The organism is Tsuneonella rigui (assembly GCF_003958625.1).
In the GTDB taxonomy this organism is placed as follows: domain Bacteria; phylum Pseudomonadota; class Alphaproteobacteria; order Sphingomonadales; family Sphingomonadaceae; genus Tsuneonella; species Tsuneonella rigui.
Map to the genome: position 1 here is coordinate 1 of NZ_RSEL01000018.1, position 19,679 is coordinate 19,679.

Annotated in this window: 20 protein-coding genes; 14 read left to right on the forward strand and 6 right to left on the reverse strand. The window is 67.2% G+C overall.

Translation table 11 applies throughout. The features are described from left to right. Positions 1 to 22 precede the first annotated feature (22 nt). From ELY12_RS07970 to ELY12_RS07985, 3 genes are all read right to left on the reverse strand, one after another. Entirely contained in the window at positions 23 to 898 is an 876-nt protein-coding gene (locus ELY12_RS07970; protein ID WP_126176134.1) for a helix-turn-helix domain-containing protein, read from the reverse strand. 250 nt (positions 899 to 1,148) lie between these two features. Continuing rightward, positions 1,149 to 1,646 (reverse strand): hypothetical protein, encoded by a 498-nt coding sequence (locus tag ELY12_RS07980; RefSeq protein ID WP_126176133.1) that lies wholly within the window; start codon positions 1,644 to 1,646, stop codon positions 1,149 to 1,151. A gap of 72 nt (positions 1,647 to 1,718) precedes the next feature. After that, positions 1,719 to 1,961 carry a histone H1 gene (locus ELY12_RS07985; protein WP_126176132.1) on the reverse strand — a complete coding sequence of 81 codons (243 nt, stop codon included), beginning with the start codon at positions 1,959 to 1,961 and terminating at the stop codon, positions 1,719 to 1,721. Between the two features lie 73 nt (positions 1,962 to 2,034). Here ELY12_RS07985 and ELY12_RS14305 point away from each other — a divergent pair, with 73 nt between their 5' ends. The 12 genes from ELY12_RS14305 (at position 2,035) to ELY12_RS08040 (ending at position 13,988) form a co-directional block, all read left to right on the forward strand. Then, complete coding sequence (locus ELY12_RS14305) at positions 2,035 to 2,211, forward strand: hypothetical protein (protein WP_164549454.1); 177 nt, start codon at positions 2,035 to 2,037, stop codon at positions 2,209 to 2,211. A gap of 36 nt (positions 2,212 to 2,247) precedes the next feature. Further along, positions 2,248 to 2,934 (forward strand): 2,3-diphosphoglycerate-dependent phosphoglycerate mutase, encoded by a 687-nt coding sequence (gpmA, locus tag ELY12_RS07990; RefSeq protein ID WP_126176179.1) that lies wholly within the window; start codon positions 2,248 to 2,250, stop codon positions 2,932 to 2,934. Between the two features lie 5 nt (positions 2,935 to 2,939). Then, positions 2,940 to 3,419, forward strand: a complete 480-nt coding sequence (gene purE, locus ELY12_RS07995; RefSeq protein ID WP_241229781.1) for a 5-(carboxyamino)imidazole ribonucleotide mutase — start codon at positions 2,940 to 2,942, stop codon at positions 3,417 to 3,419. Continuing rightward, positions 3,419 to 4,468 (forward strand): 5-(carboxyamino)imidazole ribonucleotide synthase, encoded by a 1,050-nt coding sequence (locus ELY12_RS08000; protein WP_126176180.1) that lies wholly within the window; start codon positions 3,419 to 3,421, stop codon positions 4,466 to 4,468. Before purE ends, ELY12_RS08000 begins: the two co-directional genes overlap by 1 nt. After that, positions 4,459 to 4,944, forward strand: coding sequence for a dihydrofolate reductase (locus ELY12_RS08005; RefSeq protein ID WP_126176181.1), 486 nt, complete (start codon positions 4,459 to 4,461; stop codon positions 4,942 to 4,944). Before ELY12_RS08000 ends, ELY12_RS08005 begins: the two co-directional genes overlap by 10 nt. Next, positions 4,941 to 6,137 (forward strand): dipeptidase, encoded by a 1,197-nt coding sequence (locus ELY12_RS08010; protein ID WP_126176182.1) that lies wholly within the window; start codon positions 4,941 to 4,943, stop codon positions 6,135 to 6,137. The genes ELY12_RS08005 and ELY12_RS08010 overlap by 4 nt, the downstream gene beginning before the upstream one ends. Further along, positions 6,134 to 7,084: a bifunctional riboflavin kinase/FAD synthetase gene (locus tag ELY12_RS08015; protein ID WP_126176183.1), complete on the forward strand. Its 951-nt coding sequence runs from the start codon at positions 6,134 to 6,136 to the stop codon at positions 7,082 to 7,084. The genes ELY12_RS08010 and ELY12_RS08015 overlap by 4 nt, the downstream gene beginning before the upstream one ends. A 94-nt stretch (positions 7,085 to 7,178) precedes the next feature. Further along, positions 7,179 to 8,096, forward strand: a complete 918-nt coding sequence (locus ELY12_RS08020; protein WP_126176184.1) for a PI-PLC domain-containing protein — start codon at positions 7,179 to 7,181, stop codon at positions 8,094 to 8,096. 112 nt (positions 8,097 to 8,208) lie between these two features. Then, positions 8,209 to 9,903 carry a serine hydrolase domain-containing protein gene (locus tag ELY12_RS08025; protein WP_126176185.1) on the forward strand — a complete coding sequence of 565 codons (1,695 nt, stop codon included), beginning with the start codon at positions 8,209 to 8,211 and terminating at the stop codon, positions 9,901 to 9,903. A gap of 178 nt (positions 9,904 to 10,081) precedes the next feature. After that, entirely contained in the window at positions 10,082 to 13,054 is a 2,973-nt protein-coding gene (gene ileS, locus ELY12_RS08030; RefSeq protein ID WP_126176186.1) for an isoleucine--tRNA ligase, read from the forward strand. Then, on the forward strand, positions 13,051 to 13,572 hold the full coding sequence (lspA, locus tag ELY12_RS08035) for a signal peptidase II (RefSeq protein ID WP_241229782.1): 522 nt from the start codon (positions 13,051 to 13,053) through the stop codon (positions 13,570 to 13,572). The genes ileS and lspA overlap by 4 nt, the downstream gene beginning before the upstream one ends. Before the next feature lie 5 nt (positions 13,573 to 13,577). Beyond that, positions 13,578 to 13,988, forward strand: a complete 411-nt coding sequence (locus tag ELY12_RS08040) for a DUF3035 domain-containing protein (protein ID WP_126176188.1) — start codon at positions 13,578 to 13,580, stop codon at positions 13,986 to 13,988. 260 nt (positions 13,989 to 14,248) lie between these two features. On the opposite strand, the gene ELY12_RS08045 is transcribed toward ELY12_RS08040, so the two are convergent. Next, the gene (locus ELY12_RS08045; RefSeq protein ID WP_126176189.1) at positions 14,249 to 15,541 is read right to left on the reverse strand and encodes a hemolysin family protein; all 1,293 of its coding nucleotides are present in this window, start codon (positions 15,539 to 15,541) and stop codon (positions 14,249 to 14,251) included. A gap of 155 nt (positions 15,542 to 15,696) precedes the next feature. On the opposite strand from ELY12_RS08045, the gene ELY12_RS08050 reads away from it, so the two are divergent. Next, positions 15,697 to 16,380 (forward strand): YiaD family glycine zipper/OmpA-like lipoprotein, encoded by a 684-nt coding sequence (locus ELY12_RS08050; RefSeq protein ID WP_126176190.1) that lies wholly within the window; start codon positions 15,697 to 15,699, stop codon positions 16,378 to 16,380. A gap of 71 nt (positions 16,381 to 16,451) precedes the next feature. Here the strand turns inward: ELY12_RS08050 and ELY12_RS08055 are convergent, their stop codons facing one another. Together ELY12_RS08055 and ELY12_RS08060 are read right to left on the reverse strand one after the other, a co-directional pair. Continuing rightward, a complete protein-coding gene (locus ELY12_RS08055; RefSeq protein ID WP_206435799.1) occupies positions 16,452 to 17,408 on the reverse strand; it encodes an extracellular catalytic domain type 1 short-chain-length polyhydroxyalkanoate depolymerase in 957 nt (318 codons plus the stop codon). 157 nt (positions 17,409 to 17,565) lie between these two features. After that, positions 17,566 to 18,345: a 3'(2'),5'-bisphosphate nucleotidase CysQ gene (locus ELY12_RS08060; protein ID WP_126176191.1), complete on the reverse strand. Its 780-nt coding sequence runs from the start codon at positions 18,343 to 18,345 to the stop codon at positions 17,566 to 17,568. 100 nt (positions 18,346 to 18,445) lie between these two features. Between ELY12_RS08060 and sucC the strand changes: the two genes are divergently transcribed. After that, positions 18,446 to 19,645 (forward strand): ADP-forming succinate--CoA ligase subunit beta, encoded by a 1,200-nt coding sequence (gene sucC / locus ELY12_RS08065; RefSeq protein WP_126176192.1) that lies wholly within the window; start codon positions 18,446 to 18,448, stop codon positions 19,643 to 19,645. The last annotated feature ends 34 nt before the right edge of the window (positions 19,646 to 19,679 follow it).

The window sequence follows — 19,679 nt, forward strand, 5'->3', positions numbered from 1 at the left end:
GGGTAGTGGGTCCATTTGAAAACTAGGCGCCCTTCTTCTTGTAAGGGCCGCGCGGTCCCGGCTTGCTGTCGGCAGCTTCGACCAGCGCAACGATATCCGAGATATCCCAGAGGCGGTCGGTGACGCCAGCGGCCATCGCCGGGGTCACGCGGAGACTCTGATGGATGCGGACGAAGTTGTAATACATGAAGTGAAGCGCGACGGCGTAGGCGTGGTTCTCGATCTTCTTGGAGAAGCCGTTGGTCAAGCGGGTAAAGCGGCGCATGTGCATCCGCATCGTCAGGTTCTGGCGCTCGACATGGCTGGTCGAGACTGCATCCAGGTCCGGGTTTCCCTCCACCCGGCGCTTGCGCGTCGAGACGATGTGCGCGGGGCTGTAGCGGCGCTGGCCTTCCGGAGCTTCCCCGTACAGCTTAACGAGCTGCGCGTAATCAACATCGGCGCCAAACGCTTCTTCGACAGCCTCAAGATAGGCTCGGTGGCCGTCTGTGGTGATCTGGACCCGGTTTGCTAGGCGGCCTGCAAGGTCGTCCATAAATTCGAGAGCGTACTCAGCGTCGCGACCGCCAACGAGGTAGGACACGATCATCTTGCTGTCGCTGTCGAGCGCGGTCCAAGTCCAGGTGTCGCCAGCGTGTTCGGGTGCTGCCTTGGCGGAAGCGACATTCTTTTGCTTCGCGTAGGTGAAGGTCCAGATCTCGTCGCACTGGATGCGCTTTGCGGCAACATCGCGAACATTCTCGTCATGATAGGACATGCAGGCTTTTCCGGCATCAACCAGCAGCCGCGCAACGGTATTCTTGCCTACGCCCAACACGCGCGTGATGGACCGGATGCTGTTGCCCTCGCAAAGCATGTGGATAACTTGAGCGCGATCTTTGGGAGAGAGCCTGTTCATGTATCCCTGATAGACCTGTATCCTTTAGCGGTCAAGCATAAAAGTCCGTTTGAATGTGGACGCGCATTGACATTTGGCCGCTAAGCTTTATCAGGGGCTCAGCGGCTAGAAGCTTGTCAGAAGCGAGAGCGGACGACGGGATTCGAACCCGCAACGCCAGATTGGGAAAAACGGTGTTTTGCCATTAAACTACGCCCGCGTAGGTAGATGGTTTTGCGGCCCCGGAGAGTTTGCCCTCTCCGGGGTCGCGTCACTTCATAAGCGGTAGCTCCTTCTCTGTTTCCACGGTTGCGCGCTGCTGGTCGCCTCTCAATGCAAACCAGCGGTGCCCCTCGCGCCGGACAAGACCATCATTCGCGAGGCGATAGAGGGTCATGCCGGGCGTCTTGTAGTGAACTTCTCGACCGAGGCGGCGCTCGATTGCCTTCTTGAGTTCGGCGGCCTTCATCCCTGGCTTCTCCTGAAGCTCGTCGAGGATGATCTCGCGCGCAGTGACCGCGCCGCCTTCCTGTGGCTCCTCGGGGTCGTCAGGCGTTGCCGCGCCGTCATCATCGAGAGGAATGCCCAGAGCACGAGCTGCGTTCAGCAGGTCGCGCGCACGCTGGATGGCGGCGGCCTTGCCCGCCGCGGCCTCTTGCTCTTGCTTGGTGAACTCTGCGACCTGGTTCAGTTCCGCAACGAACTTGTCCTGCAACTCGGCACGCGCGGCATCACGCCAGTTGGCGCTTTGCGTGATCGTGATGGACATACGGCTGCGCTCCCTGAGAATCGGCTGTCCGATCCTCTAGGAGTGTTGGATACCCAACACAAGGGCATCTTGTTACTTTTCTTCGACTCCCTGCCATCGCGCCTTGGCGGCCTTCGCGGCAATCTCCGATTTCCTTTCTGACGATAGGCTTTCCGCGCGGGCGCGGCCCCCGTGGATGCCGCCCTTTCGCCCCAGAGCTACGGCTGCCGGGTCTTTCCCCGTATCCGGGTTTTCGTCAGCTTTATCCCCAACGGCGATATCGGCAATCAACCGGGCCAGCTCGTTGGGATCGCGAGGGCGTTTCGGGTTTGTCATGGTCAGACTATGCCATGCGGCGCGTCCGGGTGCTAGGTCGTGCGGCGTCCGACTGCGCGGAGACGAATTTCAAATGGACCCACTACCCGGCCCCGGCAAGCCTCTGCGCGTGACCGACGTCAAGCAGACTCGCGAAGAACGCCTCGCCGCCAAGCTGCGCGAAAACCTCCGCCTGCGCAAAGCCCAGGCCCGGGCGATGAAGACCGAGATCGGCAACGCCGAACTTCCCAAGCCGGAAGGCGACCGCTAGGGGCAGGCGCTCCGTTCACTCGCGGGAGCGCGCACCTTGCCCACGCTGATCCTGGTCCGTCACGGCCAGAGCCAATGGAACCTCGAAAACCGCTTCACCGGATGGTGGGACGTCGACCTGACCGAGCAGGGCGTCGCCGAAGCGATCGTCGCGGGCAAGCTACTGGCCGACAAGGGCGTTCTGCCGACCTGCGCGTTCACCTCGCTGCAGACCCGCGCGATCAAGACGCTGCATCTCGCGCTCGAGGCGTGCGGGCGGCTGTGGATCCCGGAGACCAAGGACTGGCGCCTCAACGAGCGGCACTACGGCGGGCTGACCGGGCTCGACAAGCAGCAGACGCGCGACAAGCACGGCGACGAGCAGGTGCATATCTGGCGCCGCAGCTTCGACGTGCCGCCGCCCGACATGGATGAGGGCAGCGAGTTCGATCTCGCCAAGGATCCGCGCTACGCCGGCATCGAGGTGCCGCGCACCGAGAGCCTCAAGCTCACCATCGAGCGCGTGCTGCCGTATTGGGAGCGCGCGATCCTGCCGCAACTTACGCGGGGCGAGACGGTGATCGTCAGCGCGCATGGCAACAGCTTGCGCGCCCTGGTCAAGCACCTGTCGAGCATTTCCGATGCGGACATCACGGGCCTCGAGATTCCCACCGGCCAGCCGATCGTCTATCACTTCGACGACAACATGACGCCGGGCGAACGGCGTTATCTCAAGGACTTGTGACGCCGATGGCCGATGTCGCGATCGTGATGGGGAGCCAGTCCGACTGGCAGACCATGCGCTGCGCCGCCGAGGTGCTGGACGAGCTCGGCGTCAGCTACGAGACGCGCATCGTTTCCGCGCACCGCACCCCGGACCGGCTGCACGAGTTCGGCAAGAGCGCGCACGAGGCGGGGTTCAAGGTGATCGTCGCCGGGGCGGGCGGCGCGGCGCATCTGCCGGGGATGCTCGCGGCGCTGACACATCTTCCGGTCCTCGGCGTGCCGGTGAAGTCGAAGGCGCTGAAGGGTCTCGATAGCCTGCTGTCGATCGTCCAGATGCCCGCCGGGGTGCCGACCGGGACGCTCGCGATCGGCGAGCCGGGGGCGACCAACGCCGGCCTGCTGGCGGCGGCGATCTTGGCGTTGGCTGACCCCGCCCTCTCGCAGCGGCTGCAGGACTGGCGCGCCGCCCGCACCGCGGCGGTGGCGGACACGCCGGAGGACTGATGCTGCAGCCGGGGGGAACGATCGGCATCCTGGGCGGCGGCCAGCTCGGCCGCATGCTGGCGATGGCCGCCGCGCAGCTCGGCTACCGCACGCAAATCTACACGCCCGAGCGCGACAGCGTCGCCGCCGAAGTGGCGGCCGAGGCGACCATCGCGCCGTTCACCGATCCGCTGGCATTGGGCCGCTTCGCTTCGGCGTGCGATGTGTTGACGTTCGAGTTCGAGAACATCCCGACCGGCCAGCTCGCGTTCCTCGCCGACCGGCTCGCGCCCAATCTGCGTGCGCTCGAAACGGCGCAGGACCGGGTCAAGGAGAAGCGCTTTGCCGAGAGCGTCGGCGGTCGCCCCGCCCCGTTCGCGCCGGTCGAATCGGCCGAGGAGCTCGCCCGCGCGGTCGAGCGGATCGGCGCTCCCGGCATCCTCAAGACCGCGCGCGACGGCTACGACGGCAAGGGCCAGTGGCGCATCGAATCCGCGCGCGACGCCGAGGCGATCCGCCTGCCGCACACCACTTGCGTGTACGAAGGCTTCGTCCAGTTCGAGGCGGAGTTCTCGGTCATCCTGGTGCGCAGCCTCGAAGGCGAGGTGCGGTTCTGGGATAGCCCGGAGAACCGCCACGTCGACGGCATCCTGGCGCAGTCGCTGCTGCCGGCGGGCGGAGCGATCGCCGGCCAGGTCGAACCGGCCCGTGCGCTCGCCAGGCAGATCGCCGACGGGCTCGGCTATGTCGGCGTGCTGACCTGCGAATTCTTCGCCACGGCCCAAGGCCCTGTGTTCAACGAGATGGCGCCGCGGGTGCACAACTCGGGGCACTGGACCATCGAGGGCGCGGCGACGAGCCAGTTCGAAAACCACATCCGCGCCATCGCGGGGCTGCCGCTGGGCGACACCGCGACCACCGCGAGCCGGGTGCAGATGGACAACCTGATCGGCGACGCGGCGCTCTCGGCGCAGGGCGTTCTGGCGGACCCGGCGGCGCACTTGCACCTCTACGGCAAGCAGGTGCGCGAGGGGCGCAAGATGGGCCACGTGACCCGCGTATGGCGGTGAGCGTGACGGCGGTTCTTGCCCGCGCCGACAACGGGGTGATCGGGCGCGACGGCGGGTTGCCGTGGCGGATTTCGGCCGATCTCAAGCGGTTCAAGGCGCTGACGCAGGGCACCGCGATGATCATGGGGCGCAAGACCTTCGACAGCCTGGGGCGGCTGCTGCCGGGGCGGCGGCATATCGTTTTGACCCGCGATCGCGGCTGGCGGGCGGAGGGCGCGGAGGTGGCGCACGATGTCGATGAAGCGCTCGATCTTGCGGGAAACACCGCTGTTTCGGTGATCGGCGGGTCGGACATATTCCGGCTCCTCCTTCCGCACACCACGCGGATCGAACTGACCGAGGTTCACGGCGGGATCGAAGGCGACACGTTCGTCCCGCCGTTCGGCCCCGAATGGCGCGAGGTCGCGCGCGAGGATCACGCCGCCGAGGGCGATACCCCGGCCTATTCGTTCGTTACTCTGGAGCGCGCGCCATGAAAAAGCTCGTCTGGGGCGTGATCGTCCTGCTGCTGGTCGCCCTCGTCGGGTTCTTCGCGCTCGGCCCGGGGATCGTCGCGCGGTCGATGAACAAGATCGACGGGCAGCCGCTGATCCCGGTCAGCGAGCGGGCCAAGGCGCTGCACAAGACGCTGACCATCGTCGACCTGCACTCCGACACGCTGATGTGGAAGCGCAGCCTGCTGTCCCAGAACAAGGGCGGGCACGAGGATCTCGGCCGGCTGGAGCAGGGCAACGTCGCGCTGCAAGTGTTCTCGAGCGTGACCAAGACGCCCAAGGGCCAGAACTACGACGCCAACGGCGCCGACACCGACAACATCACCCTGCTGACGATCGCGCAGCTGCAGCCGGTGCGGACGTGGAGCTCGCTGCTCGAACGCTCGCTGTGGCATGCGGAGAAGCTCAAGCGCGCGGTCGCCAAGGCGGGCGGGCGGATGGAGCAGGTGACCGACAACGATACGCTCGCCAAGCTCCTCCGCGATCGGACGAGCGCCAGGAAACCGGTCGGCACGATGCTTTCGATCGAGGGCCTGCAGAACCTTGAGGGCAACCTCGACAATCTCAACGTGCTGCGCCGCGCCGGCTTTCGCATGGCGAGCCTGACGCACTTCTTCGACAACGACCTCGCCGGCTCGATGCACGGGGTGAAGAAGGGCGGCCTGACGCCGAAGGGCCGACAGGCGGTGCGGCGGATGGAAGAACTCGGCATGATCGTCGACGTCGCGCATTGCAGCCATGCCTGCGTCGCCGACATCTTGAAGGAGGCACGGCGGCCGGTGGTCTCCAGCCACGGCGGTGTGCAGGCGACCTGCAAGGTCAATCGCAACCTGACCGACGAGGAGATCCGCGGGGTCGCGAAGACCGGCGGCGTGGTCGGGATCGGCTACTGGGACGCGGCGGTGTGCGGGACCTCGCCGCGCGATACGGCGCGTGCGATGAAGCATGTGCGTGATCTTGTGGGCATCGACTACGTCGCGCTCGGCAGCGACTATGACGGCGCGACCACGGTACGGTTCGACACCTCGCAACTTACGCAGGTGACGCAGGCGCTTCTCGACGAGGGCTTCACCGACGACGAGGTACGCAAGGCGATGGGCGAGAACGCGCTACGCGTTTTGCGCGTTGGTCTGGAACCGCTGCGAATGTCCGTTTCGGCCCCGCTCGTCCCATGAGGTGGCTCGACCACCGCAACCCGGTGCCCGAGGCGCTGCGGGGCGCGATCGTCGCGCTGGGCAACTTCGACGGGTTCCACCTCGGCCACCAGGCGGTGGTCGGCGAGGCGATCGCGTGGGCGCGCGCCGAGGGACGCCCTTCGATCGTCGCCACCTTCGACCCGCACCCCGTGCGCCACTTCAAGCCCGACGCGGCGCCGTTCCGCCTCACCACGCTGGAGCAGCGGCAGGAGCTGTTCCTCGCCGCCGGAGCCACCGCGATGCTGGTGTTCCACTTCGACGGCGAGCTCGCCGGCACCACCGCGGAGGACTTCGTCCGCGTGCTGCTCCACCAGCGGATCGGCGCGGCGGGCGTGGTGACGGGCGAGGACTTCACCTTCGGCAAGGGCCGCGGCGGCAACCGCGCGGTCCTCGAGAGCCTCGGCGCCGAATGCGGGATCGAAGCGCGCGCGGTCGCGCCGGTGATGGAGGGCGGCGAGCCGGTCTCCTCCAGCCGCATCCGTGCAGCGCTGCAGGCGGGCGACTGCGAGACCGCCACCCGCCTTCTCACCCGCCCGTTCGCGATCCGCGGCGTGGTCCAGCACGGCGACAAGGTCGGGCGGACGATCGGCTACCCCACCGCCAACCTCGGCCTCGAAAACTACCTGCGCCCGCGCTACGGCATCTACGCGGTGACCGGACGGCTGCTCGCGAGCGGCGAGGAACTGAAGGGCGCCGCCAACATCGGCATTCGCCCGACCTTCGATCCGCCGAAGGAGCTGCTCGAGCCGTATTTCTTCGATTTCGCGGGCGATCTCTATGGGCAGGAGATCGAAGTGGCCTTCCGTCACTTCCTGCGTCCGGAGGCGAAGTTCGCCAGTCTCGAGGCGCTGCAGGAGCAGATGGCGCGCGATTGCGACCAGGCGCGCAAAGTTCTTGCCCAGAACATTTCGTCGGCCCGGGCTTGATTCGGGCCAGTGCTTCTTCTGGAAAGGTCGCCAAGGCAGCACCGCCCCGGATCGAGTCCGGGGCGACGAGGCATGAAGTGAGGGGCGCAATCGGATGAAACGGGGCCTTCGCATCGGGCTGTTCGTGCTCGCGCTGGCATTCCTCGCGTTCACCTTCGTCAATGCGAGCTGGCTTGCGCCCAAGCCGGTCGGCCGGGCGGGGCTGATCGCGCACCGCGCTGCGGCCCCCGGCATCGGGTCGTGCGCCACCCAGCCGGGCGCGGCGCGCTACCCGGTGCTGCCCGACAACTCGCTGCAGGCGATCACCGACGTGCGCCAACTGGGCGCGGCGATGATCGAGATCGCGATCGCTCCGGACGGCAGCGTCTCCCAGGCCCAGTGCACGCAGAGCTACGGCGCGAAGCCGACGCTGGCGCAAGTGGCGCAAACCGCAAAGCCCAAGCGGCTGCTGTTCCACTTTACCGGCAGCGACCCGACGGCCGCGGATCGGCTGCTGGCGGAGCTCAAGGCGATCGGCCGCGATCCGGTTGAGGCGGGCGACGCGTTCTACGCGGCGGACGAAGCCGGGCCGGTGGCGCGGATGCGCACCTTGCTGCCGAACGCGTGGAGTTTCAGCGCCGAGAAAGCGCTCGCCTGCACTGCCGCCTATCGCCGCAGCGGCTGGACCGGCTTCCTGCCGACCGAGTGCAAGGGCGGGACGATGATGATCCCGCTCGACGGGCAGGGCAGCCTGGCCGGCTGGCCCAACCGCCTGCTCGCGCGGATGGCCGAGAGCGGCGGCCGAGTCATCATGGTGCGGTCGGCGAACGCCGGCGGCGACCCACCCAAAGACCCTGGGGGCCTCGACCTGCCCGAACAGTTCGGCGAGATTCCCGATAGCTTCAACGGGTTCATCTGGGTCGACGACACCTGGAACCTCGCCCCGGCGCTGTTCCCTGGCAGCGACAACCGCCGCCGCGCGGAGCAGGACGCCGGCGAAGCTGCAGTGAACGCGCGCCGCGCCGCGCGCTGAGGCTGCTCGTCAGCGATTGCTGACCGCCAGACAGGAACTGCTCACGCGGCGCTCATGACGCTCACGAGGCCATGCGCGCAATCGGCTGCTCGTCACTCACGGGAGGCCATTTATGCCGAAGTTCACGTTTCTTCTCACTGCGCTCATTGCCACGTCACTGATCCCCTCTCCCCTTGAGGGACAGGGAGGAGCCGCGCTAGCGGCGGAGGGAGAGGGGACCGCCGCGCCAGCGGCGGCTGACGCCGTCGCCCCCTCTCCCAACCCTCTCCCTCAGGGGGAGAGGGCTATTGGCGCAGAAGCCGACGCGATCCTTGCGGCCGCCTACCCCGCCGACGGACCCGGCGCGGCGGCGATCGTCACGCGTCACGGCCAGCCGGTCTACACCGGCGCGCGCGGTATCTCCGCGACTGGCCAGCCGCTGACTGCCCAAAGCGTGTTCGGGCTCGGCTCGATCACCAAGCAGTTCACCGCCGCACTGGTCCTGCAGCTCGCGGCCGAGGGCAAGCTGTCGCTCGACGATCCGCTCGGCAAGTTCTTCCCCGACTGGCCGCAGCCGGGCGCGACCGCCACGGTGCGGCAACTGCTCAATCACACCTCGGGCATCCAGGATTTCAGCAAAGTGCCCGGCTGGATCAACCAGAACCGCGATCGCGACGTCACCACGCAAGAGCTGCTGGCGATCACCCAGAAGCTCGGCTCGAAGGCCGCGCCGGGCGAGAGCTGGGAATATAACAACGGCGGCTACGTGATCCTGGGCGCGATCGTGGAGCAGGTGACGGGCAAGCCGTGGTTCGCGGCGATCATGAGCCGGATCGCCGAGCCGCTGGGCCTTGCCAGCCTGCGCGGGACGAGTGCGGAATCGGGCGGATCGAAGCTGCTCACCGCCGCCTCGGCCGCGGGCGGGCTCGAGGCCACGGTCGGCGATCTCGGCAAGTGGGCCGATGCGCTGCACCATGGCAAGGTGGTGACCCCCGCGCTCTATGCCGAGATGACCGCGCCCGCCAAGCTCACCGGGGGCAAGACCGCGCCTTACGGCTTCGCGCTGCGGCTGCGCTATCTGCGCGGGCACAAGGTATTCGAGCACGGCGGCGCGGGCCAGGGGATCGACGCCGACAGCGCCTATCTGCCCGACGATGACGTGTTCGTGGCGGTGCTCGGCAACAGCAACCAGCTCCAGACCGATACCAGCGTGACCCTGCGCAGGCTGGGCGCGCTGGCGATCGGCGCGCCGCTGCCGATGTTCAGTCCCGCGACGGTCGATCCCCAGGCGGTCGCGCCGCTGATCGGCGAATACAGCGGCGAGGGGCGCAAGGTGCGCTTTTTCGAGCGCGATGGGACGTGGATCATCGGTGCCGGGCCGGACGAAATGAAGCTGGTCGCGGCCGGGGACGGCAAGTTCTACTCGGCTTCCACTGGGCTCGCGTGGATCGAGTTCTCGCGCGATGCGAACGGCGGGGTGGTGGCCGACCTCTACGATCCGCAGGACGCGAAGCCGGAGCGCTATGTGCGCGTCGGCGACATTCCGGCCGATGCCGAAGTCCGCGTCCCGGCGGAGGTGCTGCAGAGCTACACCGGCGACTACCAGACCGAGACGCTGGCGGTGACGGTCTCGCTCACCGACAAGGGCAAGCTGGTGATGGCGCCCAAGGGGCAAGAGCCGATCGGCCTGCGCCCGATCTCGCAGACCGAGTTCATGACCGACGACGGCCGGATGAAGGTCGCGTTCTTTGCGGACGGCGGGGCGGTCAACCGCTTCACCATGTACCGCGGCGCGCGCGAGCTGCACGGGACGCGGATTGGGAAGTAGCCCCGTCTCCCACGCCTACGTCACCCCGGCCTTGATCCGGGGTGGTGCTTTCTTCTCGACCGCCGCTCGAAGGAAGCACTGGCCCGGATCAGGTCCGGGCCGACGATGGTGGGGGTGCTGAACGGGCGCGACCGAAAAACTTTCCTACTCGCACCGCCCCCGCTAAGGCCCGCGCGCCATGAGCGACGCCGACAAACCAGCCCGCGATTACCGCGACACCGTCTTCCTGCCCAAGACCGACTTCCCGATGAAGGCCGGCCTGCCGCAGAAGGAGCCGGGGATTGCGGCGAAGTGGGAGGCGGAGAAGCTCTACGAGCAACTGCGCGACAGCCGCCGCGGCCGGCCCAAGTTCATGTATCATGACGGCCCGCCCTATGCGAATGGCGACATGCACATCGGCCACGCGCTCAACCACACGATCAAGGACATGGTCTGCCGCACGCAGAACCTGCTCGGCAAGGACGCGCCCTACGTGCCGGGGTGGGACTGCCACGGGCTGCCGATCGAGTGGAAAGTCGAAGAGCAGTACCGCAAGGCCAAGCGCGACAAGGACAGCGTCCCGCTGCTCGAATTCCGCGCCGAGTGCCGCGCCTATGCCCAGCACTGGGTCGACGTGCAGCGCGAGCAGCTGAAGCGCCTCGGCGTGATGGCCGACTGGGACCACCCCTACCTGACCATGCAACCCGAGAGCGAGGCGACCATCGTCGCCGAACTGCTCAAGTTCGCCACCAGCGGCCAGCTCTACCGCGGGGCCAAGCCGGTGATGTGGTCCCCGGTCGAAAAGACCGCGCTCGCCGAGGCCGAGGTTGAATACGAGGACATCGTCTCGACCCAGATCGACGTGGCGTTCGAGATCGTCGATTCACCGATCGAAGAGCTGAAAGGCGCTTACGCGGTGATCTGGACGACGACGCCATGGACGATCCCGGTGAACCAGGCGATCGCTTACGGGCCGCTGGTTGAGTACGGGCTCTATGATCTCGGAGGCCGGCCCTGCATCGCCGAAGTGGAATTGGTCGGTGAGTTGGCCGGACGGATGGGCATTTCTCGCCACATCGATGACCAGCATTCTGAGTTGAAAAGCAGCTTCCGACAGATCGCTACCTTCAAAGGCTCAGACCTCGCCGGCACCGTCGCCCGCCACCCGATGCACCATCTCGGCGGGTTCTTCGCCGAGCCGCGGCCGTTCCTGCCGGGCGAGTTCGTCACCACCGACACCGGCACCGGGCTCGTCCACATGGCGCCCGACCACGGCGAGGACGACTTCGAGCTGTGCAAGGCCTATGGCCTGACCCCGAAGTTCGCGGTCGAGGGGGACGGCAAGTTCCGCGAGGACTGGGGCTGGCTCGGCGGGCAGGGCAGCGTCATCAACCCCAAGTTCAACGCGCCCGACGGGCCGATCTGTTCGGACCTGCGCGAAGCCGGCGCGCTGCTGGCGGCGAGCGCGGATTACCGGCACTCCTACCCGCACTCGTGGCGCTCGAAGGCCAAGGTGATCTTCCGCTGCACCCCGCAGTGGTTCGTGCCGATGGACAAGCCCCACGCGGTCGAGCCAGTCGAGGGCCGCGCGCGCCAGCGCTGGGACAACGAAGGCGGCGCGCTGGAGCCGGGCGAGACCTTGCGCGAAGTGGCGCTGGCCGAGATCCAGCGGGTCAAGTTCATCCCCGAAAAGGGCCGCAACCGCATCGGCTCGATGGTCGAAGGGCGGCCCGACTGGGTGCTCAGCCGCCAGCGCGCGTGGGGCGTGCCGATCACGCTGTTCGTCAACCGCCAGACCGGCGACTACCTGGTCGACGAGGCGGTCAACGCGCGCATCGTGGCGGCGGTGAAGGCGCAGGGCATCGACGCCTGGACCCCCGAGACCGCGCACAGCTTCCTGGGCGACGACTACAACGCCGAAGATTGGGAAGCGGTCAGCGACATCCTCGACGTGTGGTTCGATAGCGGGACCAGCCACGCCTACGTGCTCGACAGCGGGCGCTGGCCCGACCTCTCGTGGCCGGCGGATATCTATGTCGAAGGCTCCGACCAGCACCGCGGCTGGTTCCAATCCTCGCTGCTCGAAAGCTGCGCCACCCGCGGCCGCGCGCCTTACGACCAGATCCTCACCCACGGCTTCACGATGGACGCCAAGGGGCTCAAGATGTCGAAGAGCCTCGGCAACACGGTCGACCCCATCAAGGTGATGGAGACCTACGGCGCGGACATCATCCGCCTGTGGGCACTGTCGGTCGATTTCACCGAGGACCACCGCATCGGCGACGAGATCCTCAAAGGTGTCGCGGACCAGTATCGCAAGCTGCGGAACACGTTCCGCTACTTGCTCGGCGCGCTCGACGGGTTCGATGGGGCGGAGCGGGTCAGGCCGGACGAGATGCCCGAGCTCGAACGCTACGTGCTGGCGCTGCTCGGAGAGGTCGAGGCGACGCTGCGCACCGCGATCGAGAGGTACGACTTCAACACCTACGTCCGCACGCTGATCGACTTCTGCAACGAGGACCTGTCGGCGTTCTACTTCGATATCCGCAAAGATTCGCTCTACTGCGACGGCGCCAACGACCCCAGGCGGCGCGCGTACCGGACAGTACTCGACACGCTGTTCCACGCGCTGATCCGCTGGGCCGCCCCGGTGCTGGTGTTTACTGCGGAGGAAGTGTGGGGGACGCGCTACCCGGACGGCGGCAGTGTGCATTTGCTCGAATGGCCGGAACTGCCCACAACCTCCGCCACCCCCTCCCATCGTCGGCCCGGACTTGATCCGGGCCAGAGCTTCTTTTCTGGCGCAGCGCACGAAGGCAGCACCACCCCGGATCAAGTCCGGGGTGACGAGAGGTGGGTGGAATTGAGAGCATTGCGCGATCGCGTGCTCGAGGCGATCGAGCCGCTGCGGCGCGACAAGATCGTCCGCTCGGGGCTGGAGGCTGAGGTCACCGTGCCTGCCTCGGCCGTGCCGGAAGGTTTCACCGACGCCGACCTCGCCGAGCTGTTCATCACCGCGCAAGTGCGGCGGGGCGATGGCGAGGCGGTGACCGTCACCCGCACATCGGACGAAAAATGCGGCCGCTGCTGGCGGCTGTTGCCCGAGGTCACCGAGGACGGCGCGCTGTGTCATCGCTGCGGCGAAGTCGTGGGCGAGGAGGAGCTGGCGTGAACCCGGTGCTCAAGAATCGGCTGATCGGCCTCGCCATCGCGGTGCTGGTGTTCGCCGCCGATCAGGCGTTCAAGGGCTACATCCTGCATGGATTGAAGCTGCAGCTCGGCCAGTCGCACTACCTGCTGCCGATCTTCAACTACACGCTGACGCACAACTATGGTGTATCGCTTGGCATGTTCACCGCTGCCTCCGAAGCGCAGCGCTGGGCGCTGGTCGGCTTCACCAGCCTGATCGCGGTGGTCGTCACCGTATGGATGCTGCGCGAGAAAAAGCTTGCCGATATCGCCGCGCTGGCGCTGATCCTCGGCGGCGCGCTCGGCAACATCAAGGACCGCTACGACCTTGGCTACGTGGTCGATTTCCTCGACCTGCACTTCGGCGAGTGGCGCCCGTTCCTGGTCTTCAATGTTGCCGATGCGGCCATCACCATCGGCGTGCTGATCATCCTTGCCCGATCGCTGCTTATCCGCGAAAAGGCCCCCGAGAAACCGGCCGAGACGGCCGTGGAGAGCTGAATACCATGCGCAAGACCGCTACTTTCGCCTTCGTCACCCTCGCCGCCACCGCGCTGGCGGGCTGCGGCGCCGGGGGCATCCTCAACCGCGAGCGCCCCGACGAGTTCGCCGTGCAGCGCCAGGCGCCGCTGGTGGTCCCGCCCGATTTCAGCCTCACCCCGCCCGCTCCCGGCGCCCCGCGTCCGACCGAAGGCACCGCGGCCGACCAGGCATTGGACGCGCTGTTCGGCGGCCCCGCCCCGCGCAGCCAGGTCGAAACCAGCGCCCTCGACCGCGCCGGCACCGCCGACCCGGGCATCCGCACCGCGGTGGGCGATCCGCAGACCAACACCGTCGCCAAGGGCGCGGTGACCCGCGACATCATCGCCGCGCCGGAAGGTGATGGCGCAGGCGCGAGCGCGGTTATTCCAAGCTGATTCTTGGTTGCGACCCCGCCTCCGCGGGGTCGTCCTCGGCGCGCTTCCTCCGCTCCGCTCCGGAGCGCCTGCGGGCGCGCGTTCGCGCTTGCGGTCGGCTGGTCGCCGACCGTGCTCTTGCGAGACCGACCTAGTTTGGCGTCGCGAGAGCACGGTTCGCGACTAGCGAACCGCAAGGCCGACCGGCCGCCCGCAGGTGCCCTGTAGCGAAGCGGAAGGAACAGCACCGAGGACGAAGGCGCGGAGGCGCCTTCGAAAAACTAAAGGCAAACCGCCAACAGCTTGTCGATCTTGCGCCCATCCATGTCGACCACTTCGATCCGCCAGCCCTGGTCGGTGAAGTGCTCACCCTCCTCTGGCAACTTCTTGAGGCTCCACAGGACGTAGCCAGCCGCAGTCGCGAACTCGCGGTCTTCGGGGAGGTCGATGCACAGGCGATCGGCCAGCTGGTCGACCGGCAACGCGCCCGAGATCAGCAGCGATCCATCGTCGCGCTCGATGATCGTCGGCGCCTCGCCCAAATCCTGGTCGCTCGCGAAGTTGCCGACGATCGCGGTCAGCAGGTCGACCGGGGTGACGATCCCCTCGAGGTGCCCGTATTCATCGTGCACCATCGCCATCGCCACTTCCGCCTGCTGCAGCGTGCGCAGCGCGTCCATCGCGTCGAGCTGGTCGGGGATCACCTCGGGCTTCTTGATCAGCGCGGCGAGATCGACCGGCTGGCCGGCGACCATCGTGCGCAGGACTTCGCGCACCTTGACCACTCCCACCACCTTGTCGGGCGAGCCGTCGGCCACCGGCAGCAGCGAGTGCGGGCTCGCGTCGATGCGGGCGCGCAGGTCGACCTCGGGGCCCTGCAGGTCGAGCCAGTCGAGCTCGTTGCGCGGGGTCATCAGCTCGCGCACCGGGCGCTCAGCGAGCTTGACCACGCCGGCAAGAATCTGGCTTTGCCCGGCTTCGATCACCCCTGAGTGGGTCGCCTCGGTGAAGATCATGTGCAGCTCTTCGCTGGTCACGCTGCCCTGCCCCGCGGGCCGCACGCCGAGCAGGCGGATGATCAGCGCCGACGAGGTGTCGAGCAGCCACACTATCGGCGCGGCCACCCTCGCCAGCATCGCCATCGGGCGTGAGGCCCAAAGCGCGATCGGCATCGCCGCGCGCAAGGCGACCTGCTTGGGCACCAGCTCGCCGATGACCAGGCTGAAGTAGGTGGTGAGGACGATCACCAGCGCGAACCCGGCTTCCTCGGCGTACTCGGCCGGCACGCCCAGCGCCGCGAGCCGCTCGGCCGCCGGTCCGCCCAGGCTCGAACCCGAATAGGCGCCCGAAACGATCGCGACGATGGTGATCCCGGCCTGCACGGTCGACAGGAACTTGCCCGGATCGCCTTGCAGCGCGAGCGCCGCCTGCGCCGCCTTGCTGCCCTTGTCGGCGGCGGCTTTGAGGCGCGCGGGCTTGGCGGAGACGATCGCCAGCTCGCTCATCGCGAACAGGCCGTTGAGCACGATCAGCCCGGCGATGATCAGGACGTCGGTCCAGGGAAACGGTGTCACGATTGAGGCGCTAGCACAAAAGCGCCGCGCTGCCAGCGGGAACCCGAGCGATGCGGCCGCCGTTTACAGGCACAAGGTGCGGGTAGGGCGCGCCGGCCTTTGGCGTGCCGCACGAGCGGGACGCCGCACGTAACGAGAACAAAGGGGACTACCCAATGAAGACTTCGCGCAAACTCACCGCGGCGCTGGCCGCGGTTTCGCTCGTCGGCGTTTCGGCCTGCGTCACCGATCCCAACACCGGCGAACGCAAGATTTCGCGCACCGCGATCGGCGGCGTGCTGGGCGCGGGCGGCGGTGCGCTGCTCGGCGGCCTGATCGGCGGACGCACTGCGCGCATCGCGGGCGCGGTCGCGGGCGGCGCGCTCGGCGGCTATGTCGGCTACCGGATGGACCAGCAGATCAAGGAACTGAAGGACCAGACCGCGGGCTCGGGCATCGACGTCAGCGAAACCGACGGCGGCCAGGCGATCCTCGTCAACCTGCCCGACGGCGTGACTTTCGCCACCGGCAGCTATTCGATCAACCCGGCCTTCCAGAGCTCGCTCGACCGGGTCGCCGCCAGCCTGCAGCAGTACCCGAACAGCTTGGTCGACGTGTATGGCTATACCGACACCGTGGGCAGTGCGAGTTCCAACCAGCGCCTGTCCGAACAGCGCGCGCAGGCGGTCGCGAACTACCTCATCAGCCGCGGCGTCAGCTCGGCGCGTCTGCGCTGGATGGGCTTCGGCGAGACCAGCCTCAAGGTGCAGACCGGCGACAACGTCAACGAGCCGATGAACCGCCGGGTCGAAATCAAGATCATCCCGGTGACTCAGGCGGAGGCCAACGCCGCCAGCTAGTCTGCGAGACCGTGTGGTCGCAGCACGGTAGGGCCGGCTCCCGTCAAGGGGGTCGGCCCTTTCCGTTCACACTAGAGCCCGAACCACTGCGCGATGTGGTACGAAGCGCACAAGTTAACGTCGAGGTTGTAGCCGGTCGCGCTGCCGCACTGCGCCGCGCCGGTGCCCGGATCGACCGGCTGGCCGTGGCCCATGCCGGTGATCGAGAACGTCTCCACCCGGGCGTTGCCTGATGCATCCTTGTAGACCTTGTGCGGAAAGCCGCCGACGGTGTCGCTGACGTCCGCCGTCTGATCGATCCCGTTGGCGTTGGTCCACTGCTCCATCGTCTCGTTGAGATTGCCGTAGTTGACCGTCAGGTCGCTCGTGCCGTGCCAGATGGATACGCGCGGATAGGCTCCGCTCCAAGAGAACGCGCCGCGGACGAGATCGCCCCACTGCGCGGGCGTCTTGGTGACCGTGCCGCCGTTGCACATCAGCGAGGATCCGACAGTCGTGGCGCACTTGTAGGGCACGCCCGCCAGGGGCGCGCCGGCGGCAAACACGTCGGGATAGGTCGCCAGCATCACGTTGGTCATCGCCGCGCCGGAGCTGAGGCCGGTGACGAAAATGCGGCTGGTGTCGCTGCCGTGGTGGCTGACCATCCAGTCGACCTGCTGTTTGATCGACAGCGGCTCGCCCGCGCCGCGCTGGAAGTCGCTCTTGACGAAGAAGTTCCAGCACTTGGAGCTGTTGTTGGCGGCCTGTTGTTGCGGAAACACCAGCGCGACGCCGTACTGATCGGCCCATTTGGTCCAGCCGGTCTCGTCGTCCATGTCGGCGGCAGACTGGGTGCAACCGTGGATTACCACCACCAGTGGGCGGCCCGCGGCGAGGTTGGCGGGGACGTATTCGAACATCTGAATGTTGCCGGGATTGCTCCCGAAGCTGGCCACCTGGGTCAGCGTGGCGGCGGCGGCATCGGTGGCGGTCGTCCCGACCATCGCGGCCGCCATCAGGGCAAACGTCTTTAGTCCTCTCCAGCGCATGACATTCTCCTCACCCATCGTTCTGGTTCTTCACTATCACGATAGCGAAGCGACGAGTGTGACACGAATGTGCGCGAACGCAAGGTGCGAAAAATGTGTCGAGCAGCGATGGAGAGGAACCGGCTTTCCCGCGCAGCCGTAGCGTAACTTCGACCGGCTAACCGGCGATGGCTTTCGCCCTGTCCGCCAACCGCGTCACCGCCGCATCGTGGATCGCCGGGGCGCTGATCAGCAAGCCGAAGGCGCGGGGATCGCGCTTGTTGTAATTGAGTGGGTGGCCGAAGGCGTCGGTTACCGCCGCCCCCGCTTCGCGGGCGATAAGCGCGGCGGCGCCGATGTCCCATTCCCAGCCCCACCGCAGCGTGGCGAGGAGATCGGCCTCGCCGCTCGCGACCATCGCCGCGCGCAGCGCGATCGAGTTGGGCTTGTCGACCATCACCAGGTCGCGGTCTTCCTTGGGCAGCGAATCGGCGGGGACGCGCGAGCCGGCGAACTCGGTGCGCTGCGATGCCTGCAGCTCCTCGCCGTTACGCCACGCTCCCTGGCCGGAGACCCCGCTCCAGTACTCGTCGCGCGCAGGAGCGGCGAGGAAGCCCATGAGGGGCCGCCGCTCGCTGATGAGGGCGACCGACACCGCCCAACCCGTGCGCCCGCGGATGAAGTCGCGGGTGCCGTCGACCGGGTCGACCAGCCAGATCAGGCCCTTGTCGAGGCGCGAGGGATCGTCGGCGGTTTCCTCGCTCAGCCAGCCCGCGGCGGGCAGCAGCGCTCCGAGCTCGCGCTTGAGGAAGGCGTCGACCTCGATATCCGCCGCGCACACCGGGTTGCCGGGCGCTTTCTCCCACGCCTCCAGCGCGTGGCCGCCGCCGGGCCACATGCCGAACGCGATCTCGCCGGCTTGCCGGACGATCGCTTCGAGGCGTTTTGCATCAATCACAGCTTGGGCATTGGCGAGGCACAGTGTGCTTTTCAAGCGCGCCGAACCGTGCTTAGGCCCCGCGCAAACTCCCCCAGCACAAGAAAGCCCGACGGCTCCCATGAACATCCACGAATACCAGGCCAAGGAACTGCTCGCGAAGCACGGCATCGCGGTGCCCGCCGGATACCCCGCGCTGAGCGTCGAAGAAGCGGTCGCCGCCGCCAGGAAGCTGCCCGGGCCGCTCTACGTGGTGAAGGCGCAGATTCACGCCGGCGGGCGCGGCAAGGGCAAGTTCAAGGAGCTCCCCGCCGAGGCCAAGGGCGGCGTGCGGCTGGCGAAGTCGATCGAAGAGGTCGAGGCCAACGCGCGCGAGATGCTCGGCAACACGCTGGTGACGGTGCAGACCGGCGATGCGGGCAAGGAAGTGCAGCGCCTCTACATCACCGACGGCGTCGATATCGCGAGCGAGTTCTACCTCTCGCTGTTGGTCGATCGCGACAGCGGCCGCGTGGCGTTCGTAGTCTCCACCGAGGGCGGGATGGACATCGAGGGCGTCGCGCACGACACGCCCGAGAAGATCACCACCTTCAGCGTCGATCCCGCGGAGGGCTTCCAGCCACACCACGGCCGCGCGGTGGCGTTCGCGCTCAAGCTGACCGGCGACCTCAACAAGCAAGCGCAGGCGCTGTCGAAGCAGCTCTACGATGCATTCCTCGCCACCGATTGCTCGATGCTCGAGATCAACCCGCTGGTGGTGACCGAAGACCAAAAGCTGATGGTGCTCGACGCCAAGATGAGCTTCGATTCGAACGCGCTCTACCGCCACAAGGACATCGAGGCGCTGCGCGACGAGACCGAGGAAGACCCGGCTGAGGTCGAGGCGTCGAAGTACGATCTCGCCTACATTAAACTGGACGGCAACATCGGCTGCATGGTCAACGGCGCCGGCCTCGCCATGGCGACCATGGACATCATCAAGCTGAACGGCGCGTTCCCGGCCAACTTCCTCGACGTCGGCGGCGGCGCCTCGAAGGAGAAGGTGACCGCGGCGTTCAAGATCATCCTCAAGGACCCGGCGGTCGAGGGCATCCTCGTCAACATCTTCGGCGGGATCATGAAGTGCGACATCATTGCCGACGGCATCGTCGCGGCGGCGAAGGACGTGAACCTGCAGGTGCCGCTGGTGGTCCGCCTCGAAGGCACCAACGTCGAGCAGGGGAAGGCCATCCTCAACAACTCGGGCCTGGCGATCGTCAGTGCCGACGACCTGGGCGATGCCGCGCGGAAGATCGTCGCCGAGGTGAAGCAGGCTGCGTGAGCGAGTTGACGCTTACGTAAAGGTTATCTAGAGG